This window comes from Gardnerella sp. KA00255 (genome assembly GCF_049244095.1).
Taxonomy (GTDB): Bacteria; Actinomycetota; Actinomycetes; order Actinomycetales; family Bifidobacteriaceae; genus Bifidobacterium; species Bifidobacterium vaginale_F.
In genome coordinates this window covers 74,673-94,653 of the sequence record NZ_CP058374.1, presented here as the reverse complement: position 1 = coordinate 94,653, position 19,981 = coordinate 74,673, and the positions used below count along the sequence as shown (strand labels likewise).

Annotated in this window: 19 protein-coding genes; 4 read left to right on the top strand and 15 right to left on the bottom strand. The window is 39.2% G+C overall.

Going from position 1 to position 19,981, the window contains the following annotated elements; all coding sequences use genetic code 11:
- The first annotated feature begins 10 nt into the window (after positions 1-10).
- Positions 11-988: an MIP/aquaporin family protein gene (locus HXT51_RS00375; protein WP_415691928.1), complete on the top strand. Its 978-nt coding sequence runs from the start codon at positions 11-13 to the stop codon at positions 986-988.
- 81 nt (positions 989-1,069) lie between these two features.
- On the opposite strand, the gene HXT51_RS00370 is transcribed toward HXT51_RS00375, so the two are convergent.
- The 15 genes from HXT51_RS00370 to HXT51_RS00300 all read right to left on the bottom strand — a co-directional run bounded on the left by HXT51_RS00370 (position 1,070) and on the right by HXT51_RS00300 (position 16,744).
- Entirely contained in the window at positions 1,070-1,387 is a 318-nt protein-coding gene (locus HXT51_RS00370) for a DUF3017 domain-containing protein (RefSeq protein WP_103085006.1), read from the bottom strand.
- Between the two features lie 174 nt (positions 1,388-1,561).
- Positions 1,562-3,223, bottom strand: coding sequence for a bifunctional phosphoribosylaminoimidazolecarboxamide formyltransferase/IMP cyclohydrolase (gene purH, locus HXT51_RS00365; RefSeq protein WP_415692196.1), 1,662 nt, complete (start codon positions 3,221-3,223; stop codon positions 1,562-1,564).
- 73 nt (positions 3,224-3,296) lie between these two features.
- On the bottom strand, positions 3,297-4,928 hold the full coding sequence (locus HXT51_RS00360) for a DUF6350 family protein (RefSeq protein WP_421776512.1): 1,632 nt from the start codon (positions 4,926-4,928) through the stop codon (positions 3,297-3,299).
- A gap of 167 nt (positions 4,929-5,095) precedes the next feature.
- Positions 5,096-5,677: an adenine phosphoribosyltransferase gene (locus HXT51_RS00355; protein WP_103085003.1), complete on the bottom strand. Its 582-nt coding sequence runs from the start codon at positions 5,675-5,677 to the stop codon at positions 5,096-5,098.
- Positions 5,678-5,941: 264 nt separating this feature from the next.
- Positions 5,942-6,388: a preprotein translocase subunit YajC gene (yajC, locus tag HXT51_RS00350; RefSeq protein ID WP_415691924.1), complete on the bottom strand. Its 447-nt coding sequence runs from the start codon at positions 6,386-6,388 to the stop codon at positions 5,942-5,944.
- 58 nt (positions 6,389-6,446) lie between these two features.
- Positions 6,447-7,541, bottom strand: a complete 1,095-nt coding sequence (gene ruvB, locus HXT51_RS00345; protein ID WP_415692195.1) for a Holliday junction branch migration DNA helicase RuvB — start codon at positions 7,539-7,541, stop codon at positions 6,447-6,449.
- Positions 7,542-7,618: 77 nt separating this feature from the next.
- Positions 7,619-8,257, bottom strand: a complete 639-nt coding sequence (gene ruvA / locus HXT51_RS00340; protein WP_421776511.1) for a Holliday junction branch migration protein RuvA — start codon at positions 8,255-8,257, stop codon at positions 7,619-7,621.
- Positions 8,258-8,379: 122 nt separating this feature from the next.
- Positions 8,380-8,961: a crossover junction endodeoxyribonuclease RuvC gene (gene ruvC, locus HXT51_RS00335; protein WP_103085000.1), complete on the bottom strand. Its 582-nt coding sequence runs from the start codon at positions 8,959-8,961 to the stop codon at positions 8,380-8,382.
- Between the two features lie 6 nt (positions 8,962-8,967).
- Entirely contained in the window at positions 8,968-9,726 is a 759-nt protein-coding gene (locus HXT51_RS00330; RefSeq protein ID WP_103084999.1) for a YebC/PmpR family DNA-binding transcriptional regulator, read from the bottom strand.
- A 62-nt stretch (positions 9,727-9,788) separates the two neighbouring features.
- On the bottom strand, positions 9,789-10,445 hold the full coding sequence (locus HXT51_RS00325; RefSeq protein WP_421776510.1) for a CDP-alcohol phosphatidyltransferase family protein: 657 nt from the start codon (positions 10,443-10,445) through the stop codon (positions 9,789-9,791).
- 220 nt (positions 10,446-10,665) lie between these two features.
- The gene (thrS, locus tag HXT51_RS00320) at positions 10,666-12,696 is read right to left on the bottom strand and encodes a threonine--tRNA ligase (RefSeq protein ID WP_421776509.1); all 2,031 of its coding nucleotides are present in this window, start codon (positions 12,694-12,696) and stop codon (positions 10,666-10,668) included.
- A 182-nt stretch (positions 12,697-12,878) separates the two neighbouring features.
- Positions 12,879-13,772, bottom strand: a complete 894-nt coding sequence (locus HXT51_RS00315; protein ID WP_103084996.1) for a metal ABC transporter permease — start codon at positions 13,770-13,772, stop codon at positions 12,879-12,881.
- A 9-nt stretch (positions 13,773-13,781) separates the two neighbouring features.
- The gene (locus tag HXT51_RS00310) at positions 13,782-14,732 is read right to left on the bottom strand and encodes a metal ABC transporter permease (RefSeq protein WP_421776508.1); all 951 of its coding nucleotides are present in this window, start codon (positions 14,730-14,732) and stop codon (positions 13,782-13,784) included.
- A 5-nt stretch (positions 14,733-14,737) separates the two neighbouring features.
- Entirely contained in the window at positions 14,738-15,559 is an 822-nt protein-coding gene (locus HXT51_RS00305) for a metal ABC transporter ATP-binding protein (RefSeq protein WP_421776784.1), read from the bottom strand.
- A 45-nt stretch (positions 15,560-15,604) separates the two neighbouring features.
- Entirely contained in the window at positions 15,605-16,744 is a 1,140-nt protein-coding gene (locus HXT51_RS00300) for a metal ABC transporter substrate-binding protein (RefSeq protein ID WP_374703774.1), read from the bottom strand.
- A gap of 353 nt (positions 16,745-17,097) precedes the next feature.
- On the opposite strand from HXT51_RS00300, the gene HXT51_RS00295 reads away from it, so the two are divergent.
- The 3 genes from HXT51_RS00295 to HXT51_RS00285 all read left to right on the top strand — a co-directional run bounded on the left by HXT51_RS00295 (position 17,098) and on the right by HXT51_RS00285 (position 19,901).
- Positions 17,098-18,186: an ADP-dependent NAD(P)H-hydrate dehydratase gene (locus HXT51_RS00295; RefSeq protein WP_421776507.1), complete on the top strand. Its 1,089-nt coding sequence runs from the start codon at positions 17,098-17,100 to the stop codon at positions 18,184-18,186.
- 79 nt (positions 18,187-18,265) lie between these two features.
- Positions 18,266-18,916 carry an HAD family hydrolase gene (locus HXT51_RS00290; protein WP_421776506.1) on the top strand — a complete coding sequence of 217 codons (651 nt, stop codon included), beginning with the start codon at positions 18,266-18,268 and terminating at the stop codon, positions 18,914-18,916.
- A 46-nt stretch (positions 18,917-18,962) separates the two neighbouring features.
- Complete coding sequence (locus tag HXT51_RS00285; RefSeq protein ID WP_103084990.1) at positions 18,963-19,901, top strand: LysR family transcriptional regulator; 939 nt, start codon at positions 18,963-18,965, stop codon at positions 19,899-19,901.
- Positions 19,902-19,981: the final 80 nt, after the last annotated feature.

Here is a 19,981-nt window from a genome sequence, read left to right as displayed (position 1 = left end):
AAGGAAAATTATGATTAAAACTACAGATACACAGTGCAGTACAACTAAAAATTCAGCACCACTTATTGTTCGCATTGGCGCTGAATTCATTGCTACAACTTTAGCAATGTTCACAATTTACACTTTTTATTCTTTCACTACCGTCATATGGGGTGTTAATGTTCTAACGATTGCTGCCGGCACGGGCTTTGCTTACGCTACTGCAGCATATATTACATCTAAAATTTCTGGAGGCCACCTTAACCCTGCAGTAACAGTTGCTTCAATGCTTACAGGACGCACTCCATACGCTGCAGGATTATGCTACATTGTCGCACAAGTTATTGGCTCTATCGTCGCTGCAGGATTATTTATTCTTACTATTCCTCATATGAATTCAAACGTCGATCCATCCCAACTTAATCAAGGTTCAGGCTTTGACAAAAAGAACTGGCTTACTTTAATAATAAACGGTTTTGAAAAGGGATCTCTTCTCTCGCGTCAAATAAAAGAAATAAACTTGTCCTTCGGAATAGTTTCCGCATTATTAGTTGAAGTTATTGCTGTTATTTTGATTGTTGCAACTGCATTGCGTAGCACAGACAATGAAGGTAATACTAAATGCGGTTACGCAACACATATTGGTATTGCATACGCAGCTGGATCCTTACTTACTTACCAGATTACAGGCGCTAGTTTGAATCCTGCTCGCTCTACTGGTATCGCGTTATTCGCAAACTTCTATGATTTCGAAGTTAATCCACTAACCCAACTTTGGTTATTCTGGGTTGCTCCAATTTTTGCTGCAGCAATTGTAAGTTTCGCTGTATTGCTTACTAAGTTATTACGTGAACCACATTCACCTTCAGCTTTAACTAATAAGCATGGAAATCACAATGATTCGCGAATTTCTGCACAAAACAATAAAAATGTAAACACAAACAATGCGAATAATGCAACCAATGCGAATAATGCAGCTTATTTAACTAACTCTGTTAGTAATAAATAAAACTAATCATTATTCACAACATAACTAATAAATTTAGTTTTAATATTCTGGTTAAAATTTAAGTATTAAATGGATTGAATATTAAAACAGAAAAATAATTGAACAATATGTTATGAGCAATCCGATTCCAAGAGCTATGCTCACAAAAGAATCGAAAAATACTGTTCGAACTTTCCAAGGACTACGATCACGTAAAATAATGCGCATAACACCAATAACAATGGCCGTTGCAGATACAATAACTGTGGCGGCCATTGTGTATTCAAAGAACGCTAAAACCGCTGATATAAAAACAAGTATTGCTACAATCCACTCAGCATAAGGCTTACCCTCACGTTTTTCTGACACATAAGGATGCTCAGTTTTATTAGATTCAATCTGCTGCTCACTATTAGTCATACTTGTATCATACCTGCTTCGCGATAACTAGATAATAAGACATAAATTCTTTTAGGGCATAACGCAGAAAATGCAGCGCTTGAAGTTATCAAACACTGCATTTTCAGAATATTGATTTACTTATTTTACTTATTTCGCGGATTTACTTATTTCGCGAATTTACGAATTCCGGATTTAGTGGAAGAAGTGGCGAGTGCCGGTAGTGTACATCGTTACGCCGGCTGCGCGCGCAGCTTCAAACACTTCCTCATCGCGAATAGATCCACCAGGCTGTACGATTGCACGAACGCCTGCATCAATCAGGATTTGAGGACCATCAGCAAATGGGAAGAACGCGTCCGAAGCCGCAACAGCTCCGCGAGCACGCTCAACGCCATCAGCCAAAGTATTAGCACGTTCAACAGCTAAATGGCACGAATCCACGCGATTAACCTGTCCCATACCGATACCAACAGTAGCACTATTATTAGCAAGCAAAATAGCGTTAGACTTCACGCAACGAAGCGCACGCCAAGCAAATTGCAAATCTCTCATAGTGTCAACATCAGCAGGATCTCCTGAAACAAGCTTCCAATTTTCTGGGCTATCCCCTTCAGCATCAATTAAATCTGCTGTTTGAACCAATGCACCACCATCAATTGGATGAAGCTGTAAACCGAAAACAGGAGGATTTGCAACTTTCAAAATCCTAAGATTCTTCTTCTTAGTGCGCAATAATTCCAAAGCTTCAGGCTCATAATCTGGCGCAACAATTACCTCAGTGAAAATTGGTCGAACACTTTCTGCCATTTCCAAAGTAACAGTAGTATTAGTTGCAATAACACCACCGTAGGCACTTACAGGATCGCACGCATGAGCTTTCTTATGAGCTTCAGCAGCAGTAGCTCCAATAGCTAAACCGCATGGATTGTTATGCTTGCAAACAGCAACAGTAATTCTAGGAGCAAAATCCCAAACCGCACGCCAAGCAGCATCAGCATCAACATAATTGTTGTAGCTCATAGGTTTTCCACCAAGAAGTTCAGCCTGAGCTAGCCCACCCTTATGCAATGGGTCAACATACAAACCAGCCTGCTGATGAGGATTCTCACCATATCGCAATACTCGTTCCCTACGATAAGTACGAGTAAAATCTAATGGCATTGTTAAATCTTCTTCATGCTCCAAATCGCAATTTTGTACTTTATCTGAAGATTCTTCACATGCAGATGCATTCAAAGACAAGCTTTCAGGTTTACTCCAATTATCACTAGTCCATTGAGAAATAGCAGCATCATAAGCAGCAGTATGAGCAAAAGCCTTACGAGCTAAATATTTGCGCTCTTCAAGACTAAAACCTTCTCCTGAAAGAATTCTACTTGCAAGCAAACTATAGTCATTTGGATCAGTAATAACTGCCACCGTAGCATGATTTTTAGCAGCAGCACGAATCATGGAAGGCCCGCCAATATCAATTTTCTCGATAATCTGAGCTTCGTTTCCACCATTCATAACAGTGTCTACAAACGGATACAAATTTACTACTACAGCATCAAACGGAGCAATATTCAGATCTTTAAGCTGCTGAACATGCTCTGGATTATTCATATCAGCTAAAATACCAGCATGAATATGCGGATCTAGAGTTTTAACTCGTCCATCTAAACTTTCAGGGAAACCAGTAACTTCGGAAACCTCAGTAACATTTACACCTAATTTAGTAAGGAATGCTGCAGTTGAACCAGTTGATACAACTTGCGTTCCTTCTTTAATAAAAGCTTGTGCTAAAGTTTCAAGTCCTTCTTTACGAAATACTGAAACAAGCACCCTTTTAATTGACCGTTTGTCTGTGGTTATCAGCACGTTTGCACATGATTCTTGGCTCGTTGTCTGTTGCACGGCGGTCTTCCCTCCTTATAGTGGATGAGATTTATTTTTTTACTGCCTTCGATCGAATTGTTCTAGGAACATTTCGTTTCGAAGACAAAGTCTTATTTTTAGAATTCTTATCGCTAATATTTTCATCTGCGATTGATTTTCGTTCAAAAGATTCTTTATCAGGTTTTTCAGAAAATACTTCCTCAGAAAGTACTTCCTCAAAGTATTCTTCATTGTATTTATTACTATCAGAAGAATTAGCTCCAGATTTAGTAGCTCCAGATCTATTAGCGCCAAATTTATTAGAAGTAGATTTATTTACAGAAGAATTATCTACAGCAGAATTATTAGCATCAGGTTTATTCGCAATTGTTCTTAACTTTGATTTACTCTTTTCAGAATCTTTATTATGAACAGAATCTTTATTATGAGCAAAATATTTATCCTTAATAACATTAAATAACCATAGAATTAAGTATGCTAAACAAATTCCAACTAATGAAACAAGCCATGCAGCTATAAAAGGCAATAAGGTATAGTGCCCAACAGCCTGCACGCTCTCAACAGCTTTAACTCCAATGTTTTTAAGACGATACTGCCCCAAAGATCCATTACAACAATTAAATAGAATATTCATAACAATTGTTGAAAGTGAAGCAACACAAACTAATACAACAGCAGAAACGCCAAAATCAATAAGAGACTTCTTATAATCAATCTGCTTATCGCTAATATGAACTCTTATATTGCATCCCTTTTTAAGGAACAGTATTACAAGAGATAAAACAAACAAAGCCGCAGGAACAGCACTTAAAACTAACATTTGCTGCGAATGATTTGAAATAGCATGTGGGAATATTCCAAAAACAGGTACAGGCGGCATCTGCTTATATTTCGCTACACCAATAGCAAAATGAGCAACACTTCCTACAGAGAATCCAGCACCACAAATCCAAGACAAAGCCCATAAAGCTATATTCGGCAACCACGCTAAGCATGCAATTGTTGTTAAAATCCTGGAACCTTGTTGCATTCCTAATACAGTGAAAAACGACTCAACATTTTCATAACCAACAAACGACCAAACAATAACAGCAATACACGAAACAATCGTATAAACAAGAACTGTTGATAAAGCACCAACAACCGATAGTTTTATAATCCTAGGAACAATCGGATTAATATATTGCTTGAATTTATTGTATAAAGAATTAATTAAATCACTATGAGGAATAACAGCAAAACAAATTGAAATTATGTATATTATTGATGTTTTTAAAAGAACTATCGGCAAAGAATCTAATAATTCAATAGAAGTATTTTGATAAATAATTACGTTTATAATAATCCAGCAAATAAAACCAATAATGTAAACAGGAATAGAGCCTTTAAATTTACGAATAAGATAAGCTAAAAATGCTATAAGAAGGAATGTTAACCCAAGAGGAGTAACAGTAATAACTAAACCTTCTAATCCAAGCCCAACACCTTGTGCAAGCATTAAAGTTGCACACATAATAGACATAGCTGAATCAGAAAAACTTCCAGTTCCTTCTTCTATCGATATAACAAGCAAAGTAAGAGACAAGAACAATCCGATTGTTAATGCAAAAACGAAAATAGCAATAAGCGGAGATGCAATTCCTTTAAGGAATGTTATGACAGATTCTTTTAATCTTTTCATACATAACTCCTCATATAACTATTCGTATTATCACTAATACTTGTATCACACTTATATGTCAAAATAGAAACATAAACTCATCAATATTACTAATGCTTATTCGTACTATGTTAATACTCACAACACTCATTCGTACAAAGTTCATTCGTAATATCGATTTTGATTAGTTACGCTGGCATTGTCATCAAACTTGAGCAAGGGTATGAACTTAGTTCACTCATGCCACTTATTCCTGTAAGTTCCATAACAAAACTAAATCCGGCAACTTTTCCCTCAGAACGTTCAATTAACCGAGCAGCAGCTTTAGCAGTCCCTCCAGTAGCAATCAAATCATCTACAATCAAGACTCTCTGACCAGGCTTAATAGCACTTTTCTCGATTTCGATTTTAGCTTCGCCATATTCAAGTGAATAAGATTCACTAATAACTTCTGGAGGCAACTTACCAGCTTTGCGAACAGGAATAAATCCTTTTCCTAAGCGTTCAGCAAGAACAGGACCAAATAAGAATCCTCTTGCTTCTAGACCTGCAACTAAGTCAAAGGAATCAACTGAAACAGGCAAGCAATCAATCAGCGCATCAATAAGAATACCGAGACCGCGAGGTGAAGAGAATACAGGAAGAAAATCGCGGAATATGATATTTGGATTTGGAAATCCCGGTACGGTATTAATCAGAGAAGCTAAGTAATCAGCATCTTCTTTGCTTACTGTTTTAAATTGCTTTACTGTGATATCCGATTTTGCCATAATCCTACTATTCTTTTCTCCCGAATATTTCGACAAAACAATTGCATTTTTAATTATTCAAACATGAACACGTTGCAAGCGAATTCTTGTTTGAAATAAATAGCATTATTTTCACAACTTTCAGCATCTTCCTTCTTTTAAGCAAAGCTTAATAAGGCAAACATGAGTGAAAAATGCTATTAGATTAAATTATGCTTTTACAACTATTGTCGCGTTTATAAAATGCTGATCAACAATAGAACTGCTTTCAAAAAAGATTACTTACTATTCCTTGTTATCATCTTTATTGTCTTCAACTTTTGAAGATTCAGAAGTTTTATTTTCTTCAAGAGTTTCTGCAGACTTATCGGAATCAGATTCATTAGCTAATTCTTTAGCTTGATCCTTAGCTTGATCTTTTTCAGCATTTTCTGCTTCTTCATCGCTAATAAACGCTGGACGAATATATTCTTTACTCACAGCTCTGAAGGAAAATCGCAATAAACTTCCCTCAGAATCAATCACGATTTCTTCATACTTGGTATCTACGCTAACAACCTTACCGATAACACCACCAATAGTGATAACCTCAGTACCAGGTTTCAAAGAATCATAAAAAGAACGGACTTCAGCTTGACGCTTCTTAGCACTACGACTCTGGAAAATCATCATGAAAACCATCGCTACAACGAGCACGATGAGTATGCCATATTGCTGGAAAAATTGAGGCACAATAAACTCCTTAAGTGTCCAACCCTAAGACGGCAAAACACCGTCCAAAATGAACATTTTATGCTATCTCACTGACATTACTAGGAGGCTCAAGACCCAAATGTTGCCAAGCTTTTGAAGTAGCAACACGACCTTTAGGTGTACGAATTAAGAATCCTTCACGTACTAAATAAGGCTCACAAACCGTTTCAACAGTTTCTGATTCTTCACCAACCATTGCAGCCAAATTATTAAGACCTACAGGCCCACCATTAAATTGACAAACAATAGCTTTAAGTACTGCAATATCTAATCGATCTAACCCTTGCGTATCAATTTGATACAAAGCTAATGCTTCTATTACAGATTCTTTATCTACTTCTTTAAGATTGTGAACAATAGCCCAATCTCTAACACGTCTTAACAAACGATTTGCTATACGCGGAGTACCTCTAGACCTAACAGCAAGTTCCTTAGCAGCTTGATCTACAAGTTTTATACCGAGAACATTTGATGATCTATTAACAAGTTTTTCTAGCTCTTCATGAGGATAAAAATCCAAATGAGCAGTAAAACCAAAACGCGCACGCAACGGAGAAGGTAGCATTCCCTCTCTAGTAGTAGCTCCAACTACGGTAAAACGAGGAAGAGTCAGAGGTATTGATGAAGCTCCAGGTCCCTTGCCAACCATAACATCAACTCGGAAATCTTCCATAGCAATATAGAGCAACTCTTCTGCAGCTCGAGGCAAACGATGAATCTCATCAATAAACAGTACTTCACCAGTATCAAGAGAACTCAAAATTGACGCTAAATCACCAGCATGCTGAATAGCAGGACCAGATGTAACTCTAATAGAAACACCAAGCTCGTTAGCTACAATCATCGCAAGGGTAGTCTTACCAAGACCTGGAGGACCAGCGAGAAGCATATGGTCAGGAGGAACGTCACGTAACTTTGCTGCATCCAAAAAAAGTTGTAACTGCGCTTTTAAAAGCGGCTGTCCAATAAACCCCTCTAATGCATTAGGCCTTAATTCTTCATCGCTAACCTGTTCATTTCCAATAGGTGAAGAAGACACTATCCTTAAAGAATCCTCAGATACGCCAGTATTTAAAGCTGGAATATTGTTAATAGTGCTATTAGAAGTACTGTTAAAAGCAGCATTAGTCATATTGTTAGAAGCACTATTAGAAATACCACTAGTATTAGAAATACCACTAGAAATATTTTCTTCAAAACTCATCTATATCACCTACCTCTATCAAGCGAAGACAATGCCATACGCAAAATATTCGGAATATCAGAATCGTTAACTGGCAAAGAAATATTATTTATATTGCAAACATTTTCTACAGCTTTTTGAGCATCTGACTGCTTCCATCCTAAAGACATAAGCCCTTCAATAACCTTGCTTATTCCGGAATTGTCAAAATCTTTAATATTACGATTTACACCTTTGGAGGAATCATATTCGTCTAATTTAGATATATCAATCGAACCTTTAAGCTCCAAAATAATCTTTTGAGAACCTTTTTTACCTAATCCAGGAGCAGATGATAAAGCATCAATATCGCCATCGCTAATTGCTTGAATTAAACGATTAACACTTAATGTAGATAATAATGAAAGAGCAACCTTAGGCCCAACTCCACTAACTTTTTGCTGGATTTGAAGAAAAATACGCTTAGCAGATTGATTAGTAAAACCATAAAGAGTAATAGCCTCTTGGCTTACTTGCAAAGACGTATACACTCTAACTTCTTGCCCTTCATGCAAAGATGCTAAATCTGTAGAAGGCATATAAACTTCATATCCGACACCAGAAACACTTATAAGCGCACAACGAGAATCAACTGACTCTACTACCCCATTTAGCATGCCAATCATCAGCGCTAACCTTTCTGATTTGTAATCAAAATCTAATGTAAATACTTTATAGATAGTTTTAAAGAATTACTAAAACTATCAAATAAAATACAAACAAGTAGAACATCTGTTCTATAGATATCCTACATACCTCGGGAGACACTAGATTTGGAATGTGCCGCGCGCTGAGCTAAAGCCCACTGTTTTTGCGCTGAAGTTAAATGTTGCTCACGCTCACCGCCTTGCAGCGCGCCTTCAGGACGAAGAGCGTGACAAATAGCTTGAGCTAAGGCATCTGCAGCATCAGCAGGAGTTGGAAGAATATTAAGCGCAAGTAATCTAGCAACCATACGTTCTACTTGTGCTTTATCTGCTTTACCATTACCAGCTACAGCAAGTTTAACTTCAGTAGGAGTATGCAAAGCAACCGGAATATTGCGCTGAGCTGCTGCAAGCATGGCAAGTCCAGCAACTTGCGCAGTACCAAGAACGGTATTTCGATTTTCTTGAGCAAAAACGCGTTCAACAGATACTACATCAGGTGAAAAGCGCTCAATCTTTTCAACTAATCCGTTATAAATCTTTAAAAGTCGCAAATCTTGAGAAAGATCTGGCTCAGATCTCAATACATCGACGTGAATAAAAGAAAGCCGACGCGAAACGCCGGCTTCAATCACGCCGACCCCGCAGCGAGTAAGCCCGGGGTCAACGCCCAAAATCATCATAGAAAACTATTCTGCTTCCTCAAGCTGAGCCATAACTTCATCTGAAGCGGTCCAGTTGCTGTAGATATTCTGAACATCGTCCAAGTCGTCGAGATTATCAATTAAGCGAGAAACCTTCTGAGCATCTTCAAAACCTAATTCAATCTCATTATTTGGATGCATGATGATATCTGCAGAATCATAGTCGAAACCAGCTTCCTGCAAAGCTTTACGAACTGTTACCAAATCACTGGAACCAGTGTATACAGAATACACATCGCCATCATCAGCAACATCTTCAGCACCAGCTTCAGCTGCAACATCGAAAAGCTTATCGTAATCAACACCTTCAGATGGAACTTCAATCAAGCCCTTACGCTCAAAGTTAAAGCTCACAGAACCGCTTGTTGCCAAAGAACCATTACCCTTGGTAAGAGTTGAACGAACATCAGCAGCAGCGCGATTACGGTTATCAGTAAGGCACTCGATAATCAAACCAACACCTGCAGGAGCGTAACCTTCGTAAACAATCTCCTCGTAGTTGGCGCCGCCAGCTTCTTCACCAGAACCACGCTTTACAGCGCGCTTGATGTTATCTGCAGGCATAGAAGCCTTTTTAGCTTTAACGATGGCATCATACAACGTTGGATTACCATCAGGATCGCCACCGCCCAAACGTGCAGCGATTTCAATGTTCTTAATAAGCTTGGCAAAAAGCTTGCCGCGCTTTGCGTCTATAGCGGCCTTCTTGTGCTTTGTAGTCGCCCACTTGGAATGACCTGACATGATACTCCTAAAACGTACAGTTAATCAAACGAAACGATTTTATTGCGCTTTCACGACAAATATTACTTTACTTTTTGTTTAAGACCTTGATTTACTTCAAAAATACGCTGAATAACAGTAACGATACCGCCTATAGCAAGTAGAATCATAGCTAAACTTAACAAAATAAGTTGACGAGTTAGGCCAGCAAAAAACATAGCGATAAGAATAACAGCTACGCGATCTGCACGAGTAATTAAGCCTTTTTTAGGATCTACATCTATTGACTGACCGCGAGCGCGAGTGTATGAAGTTACGAAAGCTCCCATAAGAGCAATTAAACAACTTAACAAACCTACGTATTTTATTATGTTTCCATTCAGAGCTGGAATCCATGTGCACATTTCTTTTTCGTTAGCTTTATACAAACAAATGCAGACTGATATAAATAACGACCAATCTGCAATACGATCAAGCGTTGAGTCAAGAAATGCACCGAATTTTGTGCCGCCTGTTGTTAAAGATGCAACAGAACCATCTAAGCTGTCTGCAAGCACAAAAATAGTTAAAAATATGGCACCAATAACAAGCTGATTAGTAAAAGCTGTTATAAAAGCAGTAATAACTACTGCTACTGTGCCAACAATTGTTACACAGTTAGCACTTACGCCTAGTCGCACTAGCAATTTTGCAATAGGAGAAATAACGCGCTTAAACCCAATGCGTAATGATTCCAACATTGAATGCAACCTTCCTAGCGTAATCAAGCAAGTAAAACTCGGGTTCAATAAACAATCCCATACTAGCCAACCATACTAGCCAATCGGCTGTAAGAAGATAGTAAGAAGCCCACACAACGCTAAGAAGTGTGGGCTTTTTATTTACGATTCAGCTTACATTTAGTTTTAAGCTTACATTTAGATTTAAGCTAGCTAGCTTAAATTACCTAGCTAACTTAAATCACTTAGTGTAGCGCTCGAAATCTTCTGCGGTATTCACCTGAACGCGCTGCTTGATAATGGACAAAATCCACTCTTTAGCTTGCTCAACTGGAACACCATTCAATTGGCTGCCATCGCGGAAGCGGAAGCTCACAGCATTGTTGTTCACATCCTCTTCGCCAGCAATCAAAGTGAAAGGCACCTTAGACTTAGAAGCGTTACGAATCTTCTTGCCAAAGCGATCGTCAGAGCTGTCCATTTCGCAACGAACCATATTCTCTTCCAAATCGCTAATCAACTTTTGCAAGTGTGGAGCGAATTCGTCTGCAACAGGAACGCCAGTTACTTGAACTGGGGCCAACCATGCTGGGAATGCGCCTGCATAATGCTCAAGCAAAATAGCGAAGAAACGCTCAATAGAGCCAAAGAGTGCGCGGTGAATCATCACAGGACGCTGGTGACTACCATCAGCTGCAATGTATTCCAACTTAAAGCGCTCAGGCAAGTTGAAGTCGAGCTGAATAGTAGAAACCTGCCAAGTGCGGCCAATCGCATCGCGAGCTTGCACAGAAATCTTCGGGCCGTAGAATGCAGCTCCACCTGGATCGTCCACGAGTTCCAAACCAGACTCTTTAGCAACCTCTGCCAAAGTATTAGTTGCTTCTTCCCAAATCTCGTCGGAACCAACGAACTTGTGCTCATCCTTAGTGGAAAGCTCCAAGTAGAAGTCGTTCAAACCGAAGTCTTTAAGAAGACCAAGCACAAAGTTAAGCAAGCTCTTCAACTCATCGCGCATCTGCTCGCGAGTGCAGTAAATATGCGAATCATCCTGAGTCAATCCACGAACACGAGTTAAGCCATGAACAACGCCAGACTTTTCGTAGCGATACACTGTACCAAACTCAAACAAGCGCAAAGGAAGTTCGCGATAAGAACGCTGGCGAGACTTGAAGATCAAGTTATGCATTGGGCAATTCATTGGCTTCAAGTAGTAGTCAGCACCTTGACGAGTTACGTTACCGTTTTCGTCGCGCTCTTCGTCAAGCTTCATTGGAGGATACATGCCATCCTTGTACCACTGCAAGTGGCCAGAAGTCTCGTACAAGCCGCCCTTAGTAATGTGAGGAGTTTGTACGAAGCTGTAGTGATGCTTACGATGCTGCTCACGTGAATAATCTTCCATCGCGTTAATAATTGCAGCACCCTTTGGATGGAACACTGCTAAGCCTGGACCAATCTCATCTGGGAATGAGAACAAATCCATCTCTTGGCCAAGCTTACGATGATCGCGCTTAGCGGCCTCTTCCATGCGAGTTGTATAAGCTTTAAGCTCTTCCTTGCTAGGCCAAGCAGTGCCGTAAATGCGCTGAAGCATAGGATTATGCTCCGAACCGCGCCAGTAAGCTGCAGCCACACGCTCGAGCTTAAAAGCCTTAATATAACGAGTGTTTGGCAAATGAGGTCCGCGGCACAAATCGCTCCAGACTTTATTGCCTTCGCGATCCAAATTGTCGTACATGCTAAGCTCATGCTTGCTAATTTCGCCAGCAGCAGCTGGATCAAGAGCAGCTTCCTTATCTCCAATCAACTCCAACTTATAAGGTTGATTTGCTTCTTCTTCGCGCGCTTCATCTTCAGTTACAACGCGACGACGGAAGCTTTGAGACTCTTTAATAATGCGCTGCATATGCTTTTCGATTTGCTTCAAATCGTCTGGCGTAAATGGAGTATCAACATCGAAATCGTAGTAGAAGCCGTCTTTAATTACAGGACCTACGCCCAACTTTGCGTCTGGTCGAATTTCTTGAACAGCTTGAGCCATCACGTGAGTAGCGGAATGACGCATGATTGCGATGCCATCTTCACTATCAAGGGCTACTGATTCCACGGTATCGCCGTCATGAAGAGGCGTGTACAAATCACGCAACTCGCCATTTAAACGCACGGCAATAATATTCTTATCTTCCGCGAAAAGTTCAACGCCAGTGAAGCTTGCATCCACCTCCTTGCGTTCCTCGTTTACGGTGATGGAGATGGTATTTTCAGCCATAATTGTCCTTTTCTATCGGGGTCTTGCGTTACTAATGTGCAGACCTGGACCTGTGTGGCGTCGATAAACTTACGCGATTAAAACATAAATAAAACGCGCAAAAACGACGTCAATCGCGCGCATTTTTCACGCGCAATTCATTGATACTTTAGGACAACAGAGCGACTTTTAAAGCGCTTTTACTAAATAGCGTTTTCAGATGCTTTTTCGCGCTGCAATTGCAATCTTGACAAAAAATCATTAATTTTTATAAAAATGCTTTCACCAATTTTAACTATTACAAAGAAGCATCCAGCTACAATCGCAATAGTTCCACCAGCCGAAAGTTTAAATATTACTGATAGCGCTAATCCTGTAATTGAAATAGCAATAGAAGAAATTACGCATGCAAGTACGAATTTATTTATAGACGCGATTCTCCCCTTTAATGCTGCAGCGGGAGCAGCGATAAGAGATACTGAAACAACAGTACCTACTGCTGGGATAATTACTGAAACAGTAATAATAATTAACGCAAGAACCATTACTTGTATAAAGCCAGATCTTCCGCCAGAAGCACGGTAATTAATAGGATCAAAAGAGCAATGCACAAGATTAGCAACATTGAAAATCCAAATTAATAAAACTAACAAAAAAGCAACAGTTGCTGAAATAACATCTGCTGGAGTGCAATTAATCAAAGATCCTGTCAAAAATCCTTCAATACGCAATGGAAGTGGAGCAAACCATCTATTTAAAAAGTATCCGCTAGCAAAACCAACAGTTAGCGTAATTCCAGCTGCAGCTTGTGAAGAAATACCTTTAATACATGAAAGCGCGTGCATTACAAAAGAAAGCACAACGCATGCAATTGCGGCTCCAATAAACAACCCGAGAGACAAAATATTTTGATCAATCGTGTACATAGAAGTACAAACTACACCTAAAACAGCACCAGGAAAAGCAGCATGAGTAATTGATTCTGTGAAGAATATACGCTGATTTAACAATGCTAAAGATCCCACAAAACCGCACAATGCTCCAACAACAATTGACTCAACTATAGGTAGAGCAATAACTTGCCAAATACTTACCATATAATTCCCCTACTTTTTAGAAGATTCTGTGATAGCTTGCATATCTGCATCATCAGCATGAGTTTTATGCACTGGAATTAGGGATGAAATAAATCGGAAACACCATCTAAGTACAAGAACTACTACAAACATTGAGCATATGCTTAAAGCAACTGCAGCTTGCGGAGAAATAGGGTGATCCAATTCAAGATTCATAACATACATTCCAAGTATTACTCCAGCAATACCAACAGCAATACCAACAGCAACCATATGGCTTATCGTACGAGACACCAACCGAGCACTAGCTCCTGGAATAATAAGATATCCAATAACAAGAAGAACACCAACAGCTGAAGATGCAGAAACTACAACGGCTGCAATACCAACGTTTAGCACAATATCAGCGACTAAAGTATTAGCTCCCATAAGCGGAGCGCTAGCACGATCAAATGCAACAATAATTTGCTGCTTAAAAGTCGCTATCATCACAAGAATTGCAAATAAGCAGATTAACATAGCTTGAGTCATACGCTCATTAGTAACATCAGTTAATCGCCCAAACATCAAAGCTTCAAGCTGACCAGACATATCGCCTTTTTTAAGAGATATCACTACGCCAATCGCAAAGAAAGTTGTTAGTACAGTGGCAATAACAGACTCATTAATACGAGTAGATCTAGACGCCCAAACCAATGCTGCAACTAAAAATATTGCGCAAATTGAAGCTCCTGGAATTATTTGATTTATGCCACCATATAAAGCACCAACTACTATTCCAGGTGAAATACCGTGAACAATAGCTTCAGCATTAAATTCAGCACATCTTAAATTTACGAATACGCCAACAATTCCGCTAGCTATAGAAAGTACTATAAGAAGGCAAAAAGCGCGGAAAATATTAGGAGCGGAAGCTATAAAGTCAAATCCCGGTATTGGCTCTAACTCTTGCCTTAAATCCTCGACTAATTCTGCAATCATTAATATCAATCCTCTAACAACTGCGAGCTTCCATCAGCATTGGAATCAGACTTGGAATCAGACTTAGAATCAGACTTGGAATCAGACTTAGAATCAGACTTAGAATCCTCCTGTGCTATTTGCGAAAGCGTAAGACCAGCACTATCTGCAGGAACACTACCTCCGTAAGCAAGAGTTATATTTTCTTTAGTCATTACTTCACGAAGAGGACCAAAAGCAATCTGCTTTCCAGACAAGAGCAAAGCTTTTTCACAAATCGCATCTGCAATAACCAAATCGTGAGTAGACACAACAAATGAAATACCCTCTTTTTTAGCGGATTTCATTATATTAAGTAATTCTTTACGATTCGGCTCATCAAGACCATTAAATGGCTCGTCAAGTAATATAAGCGTTGGATGTGCAACAATAGCACGAGCAAGTAGGATTCGCTGACGCTGACCTCCAGAAAGATCACCAAATCTTACATCTGCGCGATGAAGCAAACCAACATGATTAAGAGCGTCCTCAACAGCAGCTTTTTGAGATTTTTTTAAAATCCCTAAGAAACCGGTTTGTCTGCTTAAGCCCATAGCGACAACTTGCCTAGCAGTTACTGGGAAGGTCAAATCCAGATCAACTTGCTGAGGCACGTAACCAATAGAAATAGCTTTTGGCATGCGCAATTCGCCACGACTTACGCGCACAATGCCAATAATGGCTTGTAAAAACGTTGTTTTACCAGAACCATTTGGGCCAATTAAAGCCAAAGCTTCTCCAGCTTCTACACTGCCGTTAATCCCAGTCACTACAGTTTTATAACCGTATGCTAGGTCGCAATCTTTCATTGCAAGGACGCTCTTATTCACTGTTTTCTAACCTTTTTAATTATTTTATTTCTTCAATGCTGTTTTGACTGAATCAGGTAAATCAGGAACCTTACCATTCCAAGCCTTCACCAATGTTTCAACATTGTGAACGATCGAACCGATATAAGTTTCACCTGCAGATCCGACTGGTCCGAGAGAATCTCCGTAAAGCGCATCATCACCAATAATTGCCTTCACGCCTGCTGCAGATGCAACAGCCTTGATTGACTTGGAATTGTTGGAATTTTCAGCGAAAAGAGCAACAGCACCAGACTTTTTAACAGCTTCTGCAGCTTTCTTAATGTGATCCGCAGTAGCATCCTGCTGACTGTTGAAATCAGAAAGTGCAGCACCAATGAACTTCACATTGTAATCGCGAGAGAAGTAACCGAAAGCATCATGCGAAGTGAAGAGAACACGATGCTCTTGTGGCACGCTGTTCAAAGCTTCAGTAGCCCATGAATCCAAGTCCGTCAAAGCCTTAACGAATTTTTCAACATGTTCATCGAAAATAGACTTGCTTCCAGGAAGAGCTTTACCGAGGAAATTACCGATATTCTTAACCTGAATCATCGTGTTCTTAGTACTCGTCCAAATATGTGGATCATATTGGAATTCAGGCTCTTTTTCACCTTCTTCTGGAGGGAATGGCCACTTTTCAGCATGCACTTTAGCAATACCGCGATCAATCTTGTATGGAAGATCCTTTTCTTTAGCAGCTTGCGCATTTGGATCCTTGATTTCATCTGCAGTTAAAATGCCAGAAGTAACACCCATAGTGCCCTTGAAGCCTGTTGCTTCCACAGCCTGATCTAAGAAGTGCTCGAGATCAACGCCAGAAACAAGCATTAAATCAGCCTTAGAAAGAGCTTTAGACTGAGCTGGCGTCATTTCATGTTCGTGAGCAGAAGCATTCGGTGCAAGTAAGCAGGTCAAATTGATTGTTGACTTTGCTTTATCTTGAGGAGCTCCGATTACAGACTTCTTGCCCTGAGAATCGGTCTTATTAAGGCTTAAACCAGAATTTGCATCAGCTGTAGAAGCAATTTGCGTTACGTAATCGCAAATTTGTGTGGTTGTTGCAACTACATTTACTTCATTACCCTTTTTGCTTTGATCAGCGCTCTTAGAATTAGATCCGCAAGCACCCAAGCATGTTGCCATCAATGCAGCAGCTGCTGCTGCGGCTATAAACTTATAAGTTTTCACTATCTTCCTTTCAGGAATTATCTCTCAGGAATATATCTGTTATCACTTATATTTCATTACTTCCCACTCGTAATTAGGAAAGATTATCGTTAGCAATAACGGTTACAGCATAGAAAAAAAGTTGCACGTGGTCAACGAAATTTTGAAAATTTATTATATTTTTCTCCAAATTGGCGTGTCGCGATTTTTTTGTTTGATATAATTCGATTTTTCTTGCATTCTGCTAATAAATAGTGTATATAGCAAATGAAAAATCAACCAATAAAAACAGCAAATAACAATCCCAGATATTCACTACAATCGTAATCATGAGTGAACTTCTTAACGTAGAAGCAAAAGATGCAAGCAAATGTCTAAAAAAGCCCGAGCCTTTCTACAATAAGTATTCGCGCGGTGTTCTAGGCTTAGTCACAGGTTCTAACGAGTATCCTGGAGCTGCAATATTAAGCGCAAGTGCCGCAGCCCACGCAAATATTGGAATGGTTCGTTATGCCGGCCCTCTTCGCGCACAAAACTTAGTATTACAAACATCTCCAGAAGTAGTGGCATCGGAACAATTGAACGGAAAAATCGACGCCATAACAGTTGGATCCGGAATACCAGATGCAAATCATTGCAATACTGAAACTAGCGCAAATCAAAGAAAATACATTGCAAGTATTCTTGCGCAATACGCAAAAGAAAATAATAATTCGAAAGAAAAATCAATAGAAAAATCAATAAGTCAAAAAGATAATCTTCCAACAATATGCGTAGATGCTGGAGCGTTAGATTTACTGCCAAAACAGGTTTGCACAAAAGTAGTTCTCACTCCACACGCAGGCGAATTAAGCTCACTTTTTACTAGATACGATTTAGAAATAAGCGCTCAAGAAATATTGAAAAATCCTGTTGAGTACGCTCAAAAAGCAGCCGATCTTACTGGAGCAACTGTGCTAGTTAAAGGCGCAACAACAGCAGTTGCATCACCATCAGAACTACACTCTCCTATTTATATTGCAAAATGCGCTCCATCTTGGCTTGCAACCGCTGGTTCAGGAGATGTACTGGCAGGAATTCTAGGAGCATTATTAGCGCAACGCGAAAGCAATAACAATCCGGAAAATAATAAAAATAGCGCAAATTACGCGGAAAATAACACAGAAAACTACGCGGAAAATAGCACAGAAAATTACGCAGAAAACGAAAACTATGCTTTTATTGCAGCGAACGCAGCTGTTATCCACGGAATTTCAGCATCATTAGCATCTAGAATCAACAGCGAGAACAATTACACTCAACTAGCAAAAGACATAGTGGAATCAAATGATACTTCAACTTTAGATCATCCAATTGTAGCAAGCGATATTATTAATGCGCTCCCATATATTCTTGGGATTCTTATTAATATGAAATAACGCAAAAATACAATAAAACTTAAAAGAAAATAAAATAAAAACCATACAGTACAAAGGAAAATACACAAAAGGATAACAAATGACTAACGAACAAAATGTTGAAATCCGCGATGTTATGTTTGACTATTGCAAAGTTTTACTCGAGTGGAATTGCCGAAATTGCTTGCAAAAGCAGTTCCCAAATTTGGTTGATACAATTTGCCCTAATGGGAGCTTTGGAAAGGACGATTTAGCCGGATTCTACGAGTTTGAAGATCGCATGGACGGCGGCGAACTTTTGAAAGATCTTATGCCGGAATACGAACACCGTTTTGGAAGTGAACTCGCTGAAGCTTTCAGCTGGTATTGTGCTCATTATGATCAAGTTTTGACGCGAATAATGCCTGGAATGGTTGATTTATTGCACGATTTACGTGAAGCTGGATACGGCGTATGGGGCTTAACGAATTGGTCAAGAGAAACTTTCCCACTTGCGTTACGTAAATTCCCAGAACTTTCTACTCTTTTGCAAGGAACTATTATTTCCGGCGTTGAGCATTTACATAAGCCAGAACCAGAAATTTTTGAACTTGCTATAAGTAGATTTGGATTGAATCCACAAACAACTGTTTTCTTCGACGATAAGCCAGCAAATATTGATGGAGCTCATAACGTTGGCATGCATGGCTTTGTTTTTACTACTGCAGAGCAAGCTCGTAAAGATTTAGCATCGCTAGGCGTTAGATTATAGTTGTAATAACAACTCATGAATTACAACTTGGAAGGCATTGAATAGTATGACGCTGTTGCAATTAAAGTACATTGTGAAAATCGTTGAATGCGGATCTATGAACGAAGCTTCACATGAACTTTATATTTCCCAACCAGCTTTAAGTTCCTCAGTAAAAGAATTGGAGCGAGAATTAGGAATCGAGATTTTTACTCGTTCTTCTCAAGGTATTGCTTTAACAGTTGATGGAGCAGAATTTCTTACCTATGCTCGCCAAGTTTTAGATCAAGCTGATTTATTAGAAGAACGTTATAAAAGCGTAAAGCCTCGGCGACAATTATGCAGTGTTGCAACTCAGCATTACATGTTTGCTGTTGAAGCTTTTGTGGAAATGATTCGCAGTTTAGATTCTGAAGAATATGAATTTTCTATAAGAGAAACACGCACTAAAACTATTATTAATCAAGTCACAGATATGCGTGCAGATTTAGGATTGCTTTATCTTTCAGACTATAACAAGGATGTTATTGGTAAGATGTTACGCGAAAAGCATCTCGAATTTCATCCACTTTTCAGAGCTAATCTTCACGTATTTCTTTCGCGAGACAATCCTTTGGCAAGCCGTACAAGCCTTAGTCTTGAGGATTTGAAGCCTTATCCTTTTATACAATATGAACAAGGAGAAGATGGGAGTTTCTTCTTTGCAGAAGAAGCTGTGTTGCCAAATCATCCTCCTAAAAAAATAAACGTAACTGACCGCGCTACTATTTTGAATTTCATTATTGGCTTAAACGGATACACAGTTTGCACAGGAATAGATAATGGCGATCTTAATAATGAAAAGATTGTTACTATCCCTCTAGAATGCGATGAAACAATGCTAGTAGGTTGGATTAAGAATGAAAGAACACAACTTTCTGAAGCATCTCACGCGTATCTTTCACAGCTAAAATCTGTACTAACTCAACACGGTTATAAAGTTATCGATAGTTCAATAAAAGACTAATTTAAATATTTTGCAATCTAAATGCAAAACTCATTACGAAACGATTGTTGCCAACACTTATGAACGCGTTGGCAACAATC

Bases quoted from the DNA above. Each gene is read 5' to 3' on its own strand.
- HXT51_RS00370 (WP_103085006.1), bottom strand. From the start codon at position 1,387: ATGACTAATAGTGAGCAGCAGATTGAATCTAATAAAACTGAGCATCCT.
- HXT51_RS00310 (WP_421776508.1), bottom strand. From the start codon at position 14,732: ATGATTGCAGAATTAGTCGAGGATTTAAGGCAAGAGTTAGAGCCAATA.
- HXT51_RS00355 (WP_103085003.1), bottom strand. From the start codon at position 5,677: ATGGCAAAATCGGATATCACAGTAAAGCAATTTAAAACAGTAAGCAAA.
- ruvC (WP_103085000.1), bottom strand. From the start codon at position 8,961: ATGATGATTTTGGGCGTTGACCCCGGGCTTACTCGCTGCGGGGTCGGC.
- ruvB (WP_415692195.1), bottom strand. From the start codon at position 7,541: ATGACTAATGCTGCTTTTAACAGTACTTCTAATAGCACTATTAACAAT.
- HXT51_RS00315 (WP_103084996.1), bottom strand. From the start codon at position 13,772: ATGGTAAGTATTTGGCAAGTTATTGCTCTACCTATAGTTGAGTCAATT.
- HXT51_RS00330 (WP_103084999.1), bottom strand. From the start codon at position 9,726: ATGTCAGGTCATTCCAAGTGGGCGACTACAAAGCACAAGAAGGCCGCT.
- HXT51_RS00305 (WP_421776784.1), bottom strand. From the start codon at position 15,559: ATGAAAGATTGCGACCTAGCATACGGTTATAAAACTGTAGTGACTGGG.
- thrS (WP_421776509.1), bottom strand. From the start codon at position 12,696: ATGGCTGAAAATACCATCTCCATCACCGTAAACGAGGAACGCAAGGAG.
- HXT51_RS00295 (WP_421776507.1), top strand. From the start codon at position 17,098: ATGAGTGAACTTCTTAACGTAGAAGCAAAAGATGCAAGCAAATGTCTA.
- HXT51_RS00285 (WP_103084990.1), top strand. From the start codon at position 18,963: ATGACGCTGTTGCAATTAAAGTACATTGTGAAAATCGTTGAATGCGGA.
- HXT51_RS00300 (WP_374703774.1), bottom strand. From the start codon at position 16,744: ATGGCAACATGCTTGGGTGCTTGCGGATCTAATTCTAAGAGCGCTGAT.
- HXT51_RS00360 (WP_421776512.1), bottom strand. From the start codon at position 4,928: ATGAAAAGATTAAAAGAATCTGTCATAACATTCCTTAAAGGAATTGCA.
- HXT51_RS00325 (WP_421776510.1), bottom strand. From the start codon at position 10,445: ATGTTGGAATCATTACGCATTGGGTTTAAGCGCGTTATTTCTCCTATT.
- HXT51_RS00375 (WP_415691928.1), top strand. From the start codon at position 11: ATGATTAAAACTACAGATACACAGTGCAGTACAACTAAAAATTCAGCA.
- ruvA (WP_421776511.1), bottom strand. From the start codon at position 8,257: ATGATTGGCATGCTAAATGGGGTAGTAGAGTCAGTTGATTCTCGTTGT.
- HXT51_RS00290 (WP_421776506.1), top strand. From the start codon at position 18,266: ATGACTAACGAACAAAATGTTGAAATCCGCGATGTTATGTTTGACTAT.